The sequence below is a fragment of the Pseudoalteromonas simplex genome, from assembly GCF_015278155.1.
In the GTDB taxonomy this organism is placed as follows: domain Bacteria; phylum Pseudomonadota; class Gammaproteobacteria; order Enterobacterales; family Alteromonadaceae; genus Pseudoalteromonas; species Pseudoalteromonas simplex.
Map to the genome: position 1 here is coordinate 80,718 of NZ_JADILN010000013.1, position 9,186 is coordinate 89,903.

Genomic DNA, 9,186 nt, shown 5'->3' on the forward strand with positions numbered 1-9,186 from the left:
ATCACAGCTAAACAATTGAAACTACAAAGTTGCTCTGAGATAAATATTTAGCATTATAAAATTAGCATAAAAAGCCAAGTATAAGATTAGGGATATTAAATATATGCTCGCACCTACACGTTTAAGCATACTTTGTTCAGCGTTTTTTTGCTGTTTTTTCGTTATGCCCTTCAATTTGGCTGCAAATTCATTATTTGAGCAATTCACACAACAAGAACAGTGGGAAGATAAGCATCAACTAGGGTTACAGTTAATTTCACAAGGTTCACTGAGTAATGAGCAAACTCTTGATGTTTATATGCAATTAGCCGATTTAGCATTAGAGAAAGACTTATTTTCTAAAGCAATTGAAAATTACCAAAAAGTTGAGTTATCTACATCATTTGATACCAATCCGGAGCGTTTCTTTCGTGCAATAAAAATGCAAGGAGTGACCTACTATTATCAAGGTTTGATGCAACAGGCGCTAATAGCGTACTTAAAAGCGATACCTTTTGCTGAAAAAATGCCTGACCCACTAGCTAAAGCCAATTTAATGAGCAATATTGGTCTCGCTTATTTTGATATGTTTAATTTGAATCAAGCTTTAAATTACTACAAACAGGCCAAAGATATTTATGAGCAACATGGTAGTGAGCAAGATAAAGCTGATATTTTGCATAACATTGCCGGAATATATATTCGACTTTCAAGTTACGAAGTTGCTCTTGAAATGTACAGAGAAACATTAAATATATTCCAAAGTTTAGGTGATATGGATGGTGTCGCTCAATCCTATGGAAATATGGGGGTAGCTTATTCTGAGCTTGGGCAGTATCAACTCTCTTTGCATTATTATCAGCGTGCTTTGCGCTATTATCAAGAAACAAATAACGCCTATTTCTTGTCTTCTCGCCATGGCAACATTGCTAATGTTTATTTGCGCACGGGTGATTTAGAGCTTGCCTTAAGCCATGCCGAAAAAGCAATTGAGTTTGCAAAAAAAATTGACAACAAAGCCTTAGAGTTGGCCGGCGTGTTGTCACAAGCAAAAATTGAATTGTTACAGAATAAATTAACAAAAGCTGAATCCACTTTAACTACTTCAGTACAGATGGCAAAGGAGTACAAAGACGATTTACGTGTTCAAGATGGTATGGGAATGATGGCTTTAATTAAAGCAGGTCAAGGTGATTTTGCTACAGCCGTTGCGAATTTTGATAAGTTTGTTCGTTCATTTAACTCGGTTCAAAATGCCAAATTATTAAAGTCGATGGGAGAGTTACAAAGCCAGATACAAGCAACTCAGCTCAATCAAGAAATAATCGAACTAAAGCAACGTCAACAAGTACAAGATCTCGAAATGTCCAAACAACGACAGTTGGGCATTATGCTATTCATCTTATTCGTTATGCTGGTGGTAACAGGTATTACTGTATACCGTCGTAGTATTGAAAAAGGCGCTAAAGAGCAGCTTTCTTTAATGGTGGCAAAACGAACAAAAGAACTTGAAGAAACAGCAGAAAAATTGCGCAGAGCTAACGAAATAAAGAGTCAATTTTTAGCAAATATTAGTCACGAAATTCGTACGCCGCTAACTGCAATTTTAGGGCAAACAGATAATTTAATTAATGGTTATTATAAACCAGAGCACTTAAATGATGAACTTGCTGTTATCCAAAAACAAAGTGATCATTTAAAAGAGCTAATAAATGACGTGCTAGATATCAGTAAAATTGAAGCTAACAAGCTAGAGCTTAGCCTAAAAGAGGGGGATTTAGTTCGGTTGCTTACAGATGTCCATTCTATGCTTAGTGGTCAGGCTAAAGATAAAGGGTTGAACTTTGCATTTCATAATGAACTTGGTGAGCAATATTATAGCTTGCTCGACTTTACCCGCATTAAACAAATCCTTATTAACCTGTGTGCAAATGCAATTAAGTTTACAAACCAAGGCGAAGTTGAGTTAAAGGTTTCGCGTGTTGAGCAAGGTGTGTGGTTTTATGTTACCGACACTGGTATTGGCATGAATGCCGAGCAACTGAAGCAAATATTTGACTGCTTTAGCCAAGGTGACAATAGTATTAGTCGCCGTTTCGGTGGTACTGGACTTGGATTAAGTTTATCGCAACAGCTTGCAATGATGATGGGTGGTTATATAAGTGTTGAAAGTGAGCTGAACCAAGGTAGCGTGTTCTCATTTTACTTACCTTGTAAAGAGTATATACCAAGCTCTGACATCATTGAGCCTGCAAAACTCGAACAACATGCTGCCAATGGCTTATCTGGCAAAGTGCTGCTAGCTGAAGATCATCCAGATAACCGCCGTTTAATTTCTCGCTATTTAGAATCTATGGGACTTGAAGTGATTGCTGTAGAAAATGGTGAGCAAGCCGTTGAGCAGTGTTTAAAGGAGTTTCCCGATGTTGTGTTGCTTGATATTCAGATGCCAGTGCTTGATGGTTTAAGTGCGCTTAAACTATTACATGAATGTGGGTTTACACAGCCCGTATATGCGTTAACGGCTAATGCTATTAGTCACGAAATCGACGGTTATCTTCAAGCGGGATTTACAGGTTATCTTGCTAAGCCAATTGATAAAAAGGTGTTTTACACGCAACTTGCTAAGCATTGTAAGAAGGACGCCGTTACAATTAAGTCTCAGCATGATATGAGCGACTTAGTCGCAAGTTTTATTGCAAGTTTCGAGCACGAAAGCGCCTTAATACAACAACACTTTGCTGCTGATAAATACTTCGATTTGCAGCAGGATGCGCACCGCATTGGTGGTGCTGCAAAAATGTTTGCGTTAGATGAGGTGGCAGTGAGTGCAATGGCGCTTGAGTCTGCACTAAAACAGCAAAAATTATCAGACTTAACTAGCCTAGTTGCTCAGTTGCTTGAGCAGCTACATTGTGCTGCTGTAAGTCAAAATAACTCAATCTCTCCATCTTGATGATTTTTAGAAGAGTCGCTAGTTTGGATACGATCGCGATTTATACGCTGATTAGTATCGATATCTGGGTGAGCAATATGAAACAAAGACAGTTTGTCATCTATAGCGTGAGCTAAGCTAACTAAATCCTTACTGGACACAGCTTGAATTTGCGAACTTGAAAGTGCGTCTGAGTTTAATTCTACCATTGCATCAATACTAGCCTGGGCTTCGTCAGACATAGTACTTTGTATTGCGACTTGCTCATGAACGCCCTCTGAGTAGTTGCTGATAGCTAACATAGCCTGCTCTATTTTATTTGTTTCTTTTGTCGTTGCATCAGATAACTGTACTGTATTTTCAGCTTCCTTGAGAGCTGTTTGCATCAGTTGATTTGCAAGTTTGGTGCTGTGTTGAATTTTAGCTACCATTTCACGCACTTCTTGGGTCGATTTACTCGTTCGTGCAGCTAAGTTTCTTACTTCATCTGCGACAACTGCAAAGCCTCGACCTTGCTCACCAGCGCGGGCTGCTTCAATTGCCGCGTTTAATGCCAAGAGGTTGGTTTGATCTGCGATGCCATTTATTACATCAATAATTGAGCCTATGGCATCACTGTCTTGTTTAAGTAATAAAATTTGTTCGCTTGTGAGATTTATATTATCAGCAAGTTTAATAAGGCTTGCTTGGCTTTTATCTGAATCAGAACGAGTTTGTTGAACTGATTCTGTCGCAGCCAAAACCGATTGAAAGATTTCTTTCAAGCTATGATCAAGCTTTCTTGACACTTCAATCGTTCGATTTATTGTATTGGCTAAATCAATTCCATGTGCATTTTGTATTGTGGCTTTCTGAGTCATTGAGGCATAGGTGTCTCGCAGAGCATCTGCCATAGGAAGAAGCCGCGCAGATGAAGCTGAAACTTCACTAAGTAAATGCTCGACCATGGTTAGACTTGCATTTAATGCGTGACAGACCTCAGGTAATTGGCTGTCACTTTCATTAAACCGAAAAGTGAAGTCGATGCCATCTTTCGTTGTTATACAAGATACAAAATATTTAAGGTAGTCCTTTTGTTTGTCATTATCTTTATGTAGATAAATGATTAATAGCGACCAAGGAATGACTGAAACTAAGCCAAAAATGACTATTTCTTTCATAGATGAGTTGAAAATGATAAAGCTGGTAATACTGCCAATTAAGCTAACTACAAATAGAATAATTGCAATTTTTAAATGCGACATAGAGGATCCTTACCTTTATATCTAATCATTTATAGAACAATTATTCTTCAAATACCAATAAACTTATTCTGTAAAAGTATAACTTTTAAAGTGTTATGTCCTTAGTTTTACGCAAAAAAAATGCCTGTATTAAACAGGCATTTTTTAAAAACTTAGTAATCGTTACTGTCGTTTCATTGAGTCAAAGAATTCATCATTGGTTTTGCTCATCGAAAGCTTATCAATTAAGAATTCCATTGCGTCAATTTCTGACATCTCATGAACGATCTTACGTAAGATCCACATCTTCTGTAGTTCATCAGGTTTAGTAAGTAACTCTTCGCGACGCGTACCTGAGCGGTTAAAGTCAATCGCTGGGAATACACGCTTTTCGGCAATCTTACGATTTAAGTGTAATTCCATGTTACCTGTACCTTTGAACTCTTCGTAGATAACTTCGTCCATCTTCGAACCAGTATCGATAAGAGCCGTTGCGATAATTGTTAAGCTACCGCCTTCTTCTACGTTACGAGCTGCACCAAAGAAACGCTTTGGTTTGTGTAATGCGTTTGCATCAACACCACCGGTTAATACCTTACCTGATGATGGGATCACCGTATTGTAGGCACGAGCAAGACGTGTGATTGAATCAAGTAAGATAACCACGTCTTTTTTATGCTCAACAAGGCGTTTTGCTTTTTCAATTACCATCTCGGCAACTTGAACGTGACGACTCGCTGGTTCATCGAACGTTGAGGCAACTACTTCACCTTTTACAAGGCGCTGCATCTCTGTAACTTCCTCTGGACGTTCGTCGATAAGAAGAACCATCAGTTCACAATCAGGCTGGTTGTAGCTGATCGATTGCGCAATGTTTTGCAGTAGCATGGTTTTACCCGCTTTCGGCGGAGCAACGATAAGCGCACGTTGACCTTTACCAATTGGAGAGGCTAAATCAAGTACACGTGCTGTGATGTCTTCAGTGCTACCGTTACCACGCTCCATACGTAAACGTTCGTTTGCGTGTAGTGGGGTAAGGTTTTCAAATAGGATTTTTGTGCGAGAGTTTTCAGGTTTGTCGAAGTTTACTTCATTTACTTTTAATAGTGCGAAGTAACGTTCGCCGTCTTTAGGTGGACGAATAAGGCCTGAAATTGAGTCACCAGTACGCATGCTGAATCGACGGATTTGACTCGGTGATACATAAATATCATCTGGGCCGGCTAAGTAAGATGCTTCTGATGATCTTAAGAAACCAAAACCATCTTGTAAGATCTCTAGTACACCGCCGCCATAGATGTTTTCACCGCTTTTAGCGTGCGCTTTAAGGATGGCGAAAATGATGTCTTGTTTTCTTAAACGGGCTACGTTTTCGAGCCCCATGGACTCAGCTAAGTTTACAAGCTCTTTTATAGACTTGTCTTTTAATTCGCGTAAATGCATATTGGTGGGTTCTTTATTACAATTGTCATACTCAAAATCATCGTTTGATACATGAGTGAGGTTTGTTGGTATAACTAAGGATTAGTTGGCTTTATAAACTAGCAGGTCACTAGCAAGGCGTCCAGTCTTTAAACAAAATAAAGCTAAAAAAAGGGCAAAAAGCCCTTTTTTTATATTTTCATTAGATGTTGTTTTCTAAAAACTCTACTAATTGAGTCTTAGAAAGAGCACCAACTTTAGTTGCTGCAACTTGGCCATCTTTGAAAAGAAGTAATGTAGGGATACCACGGATACCGAACTTTGGTGGTGTGCCTGCATTCTGGTCGATGTTAAGTTTACCAACGGTAACTCGGCCATCAAACTCGCCAGCTACTTCGTCAAGAATAGGGGCGATCATTTTACAAGGTCCGCACCATTCAGCCCAAAAATCAACAAGTACAGGTTTGTCTGATTGTAGTACGTCAGCTTCAAAGCTATCGTCAGTTAATTGAATAATTTTCTCGCTCATTGCGATCTCCGATTAGTTAGGCGAAATATTTAATGCGTATTTAAACACTCTTGTTTCTTATTGCAAGTTTAAACGTTATGCTTAAACGCTATGACTAAGACACATTTGACCGATAAAAAGTTTTCAGACTTTGCTATCGCACCGGAAGTGGTTGCCGGTTTAACCGAAAATGGGTTTGAATATTGCACACCCATTCAAGCAAAATGCCTACCTTTTATTTGTGAAGGCCGCGATATTGCGGGCCAAGCGCAAACAGGTACGGGCAAAACGTTGGCGTTTTTAACCGCCACGTGCCATCGGTTATTACAATCTAGCAAAGCATCTAGTAAACATCCAAGAGCCCTGATCATGGCCCCAACAAGGGAGCTGGCGATTCAGATACACAAAGATGCAAAAATTTTAGCGCCACACTGTAATCTTAACTTAGGATTAGTATATGGTGGCGAAGATTACGAAAAACAACGTGCACAACTAGAAAAAGGCGTTGATATTTTAATTGGGACTACTGGACGCCTTATCGATTTATACAAGCAGGGCTGTTATACCCTCAATGAAATCGAGGTTGTAGTGCTTGATGAAGCAGATCGTATGTTCGATTTAGGCTTTATAAAAGATATTCGTTATATGTTTAGACGTATGCCAGAAACGTCTGAGCGATTAAACCTATTATTCTCTGCAACCTTGTCATATCGTGTGCAGGAATTAGCGTTTGAACATATGACTAACCCTGAGCATGTACAAGTTGAACCTGATGTAAAAACAGGTAAGCGTATTCAAGAAGAGCTATTCCATCCATCGCAAGATGACAAAATTAAGTTACTGTTAACTTTAATTGAAGAAGAATGGCCAGATAAAGCGATTGTGTTTGCAAATACGAAACACAGTTGTGAGAATGTTTATGCATGGATGAAAGCCGATGGTCACCGAGTTGGATTATTAACCGGTGATGTAAACCAGAAAAAGCGTCAATCAATTTTGGCTCAATTTACCAAAGGCGATTTAGACTTTTTAGTAGCAACAGACGTTGCAGCTCGTGGTTTGCACATCCCAGAAGTAAGTCATGTATTTAATTTTGATTTGCCAGATGATTGTGAAGACTATGTACACCGTATTGGTCGTACCGGACGTGCAGGTGCATCAGGACACGCTATTAGCTTTGCCTGTGAACAGTACGCCTATAATCTCCACGAAATTGAGCAATACATAGAGCACAGCATTCCATTATCACATTATGATAAAAGTGCATTGCTTGATGATTTAACTAAGCCTACTATTCAGAAAAAGCGGAACTATTCTACAGGCCCACGTAATCGTAATAACAACGGACGTCGACCAAATAATAGTTACCAGAAATCGCGGTCGTGATAAACGGCCGTTATTGAAGACTTAGTAGTAACTAGAGGTTTTTGAACGGTGGGGCAACTTCAACCGCAAAAAAATGTGTATGCAGTAATCGACTTAGGATCAAATAGCTTTCATATGCTGATCGCTAAATCGATTGCTGGCGGTCTGCAAACGATCGGTCGAGTAAAACGTAAAGTAAGGCTTGCTGCAGGGCTTGATGAAAACAACGTCCTTAGCACTGAAGCCATGCAACGAGGTTGGGAATGCCTAGCCTTGTTTGCTGAACGTCTACAAGACATACCAAAGAAAAACATCACAATTGTTGCGACCGCAACTTTACGTCTTGCTACTAATGCTGATGTATTCAAGCATAAAGCTGAACAGATCCTTGGTCATAAAATCAATGTTATCAGCGGTGAGCTAGAAGCTAAGACAATCTATAAAGGTGTGGCACATACCTCTGCTTGTAGCGGTAAACAACTGGTTATCGATATTGGCGGAGCCAGTACCGAAGTTGTTATTGGTCAGGGTTTTGATGCACTGCATTATAAAAGCCTGCACATGGGCTGTGTTACCTTCCTAGAACGCTACTTCAAAGATCAAAAGCTCAGTAACGAAAATTTTGCAGCTGCAATTAACGCGGCAAGTGAAGTAGTTGCAGAAATTGTCGATGAATACCAAGCAACTGGATGGCAAATTGCGAGCGGCGCGTCAGGCACAGTGCAAGCGATCCAAGAAATCATGGTTGCACAAAACCAAGATGAGCTTTTAACGCTTGATAAACTTCTCGCTATTAAAGAGCAATCAGTGCAATTTGAAACGATTGCTGATCTTGAGCTTGCTGGCTTGAGTGAAGAGCGCCGCCTAGTGTTTGTTTCTGGCCTCGCTATATTAATCGCCTTGTTTGAATCGTTAGATATAAAGCAAATGGGTCTTGCTCGCGGTGCATTACGTGAAGGTGTTTTATATAGCATGGTGCCAGAGCTTCATAACCACGACATCCGCAAACGTACAGTTGATGGTTTAATGAATCGCTATCATGTAGATCAAAAACAGGCTTGTCGTGTTGCGCAACTTGCGGAGCAGTTGGCTAAAAGCGTGATGGGGCAATGGCAATCGATCGATGAAAATGCAATTGCATTGCTAAGGACAGTAGCAAAATTGCACGAGATAGGCTTACTCATAGAGTATAAGCTTTATCATAAGCACACGGCTTACATTATAGAAAACACAGATATGCCAGGATTCTCGCAATCTGAGCATAAACTGATTACTGCTGTTGCTAGTGAGCATCGCGCTGATCTTGTTAAAAACAGTTTTGCTCACTTGGGCTGTCATCAAGTACTCGCAGAATGCTTAACAAGAGTTGTGCGGATCGCTGTGATCTTATCAATGCGTCGCCAAGATGATGTACTACCAGCGATTGATCTCAGTGTTAATGAAAACACCCTTACACTGACATTTGATGGTGATTGGTTAAAATATCACCCATTAATGGCCAGTGAGCTGCAACTAGAGTCCAAGCTACAAGCAAAAGTAGGTTGGAAGCTCATAGTAAAATAACGTTAAAAGGCCCTTCGGGGCCTTTTTTAGTGCTATTTTTACCCGTTTCGTTCGTATTTTGCGCGAACAGTCATTTTTTTCATAAAAACTTCAAAAAACAGTTGATCTCAATTCGGATCTCCCTATAATGCGCATCCACCGACACGGCGGACTGCTTACAAAAAAGCAAAACGACGAGTTGGTTGAGTCAA

6 protein-coding genes are annotated in these 9,186 nt (G+C 39.8%); 3 read left to right on the top strand and 3 right to left on the bottom strand.

Annotated elements, in window-relative coordinates:
- The first annotated feature begins 175 nt into the window (after positions 1-175).
- Entirely contained in the window at positions 176-2,935 is a 2,760-nt protein-coding gene (locus tag IRQ78_RS18355) for a tetratricopeptide repeat protein (protein ID WP_228482683.1), read from the top strand.
- Here the strand turns inward: IRQ78_RS18355 and IRQ78_RS20695 are convergent.
- The 3 genes from IRQ78_RS20695 to trxA all read right to left on the bottom strand — a co-directional run bounded on the left by IRQ78_RS20695 (position 2,908) and on the right by trxA (position 6,088).
- Positions 2,908-4,158: a methyl-accepting chemotaxis protein gene (locus IRQ78_RS20695; protein ID WP_138598975.1), complete on the bottom strand. Its 1,251-nt coding sequence runs from the start codon at positions 4,156-4,158 to the stop codon at positions 2,908-2,910. The two genes, IRQ78_RS18355 and IRQ78_RS20695, sit on opposite strands and share 28 nt — an antisense overlap.
- Positions 4,159-4,320: 162 nt before the next feature.
- Entirely contained in the window at positions 4,321-5,580 is a 1,260-nt protein-coding gene (gene rho, locus IRQ78_RS18365) for a transcription termination factor Rho (protein ID WP_054554678.1), read from the bottom strand.
- A gap of 181 nt (positions 5,581-5,761) precedes the next feature.
- Positions 5,762-6,088, bottom strand: a complete 327-nt coding sequence (gene trxA, locus IRQ78_RS18370; protein WP_054554679.1) for a thioredoxin TrxA — start codon at positions 6,086-6,088, stop codon at positions 5,762-5,764.
- A gap of 90 nt (positions 6,089-6,178) precedes the next feature.
- Between trxA and rhlB the strand changes: the two genes are divergently transcribed.
- On the top strand, positions 6,179-7,453 hold the full coding sequence (gene rhlB / locus IRQ78_RS18375) for an ATP-dependent RNA helicase RhlB (protein WP_054554680.1): 1,275 nt from the start codon (positions 6,179-6,181) through the stop codon (positions 7,451-7,453).
- A gap of 48 nt (positions 7,454-7,501) precedes the next feature.
- Positions 7,502-8,995: a guanosine-5'-triphosphate,3'-diphosphate diphosphatase gene (gene gppA / locus IRQ78_RS18380; RefSeq protein ID WP_194442878.1), complete on the top strand. Its 1,494-nt coding sequence runs from the start codon at positions 7,502-7,504 to the stop codon at positions 8,993-8,995.
- Positions 8,996-9,186: the final 191 nt, after the last annotated feature.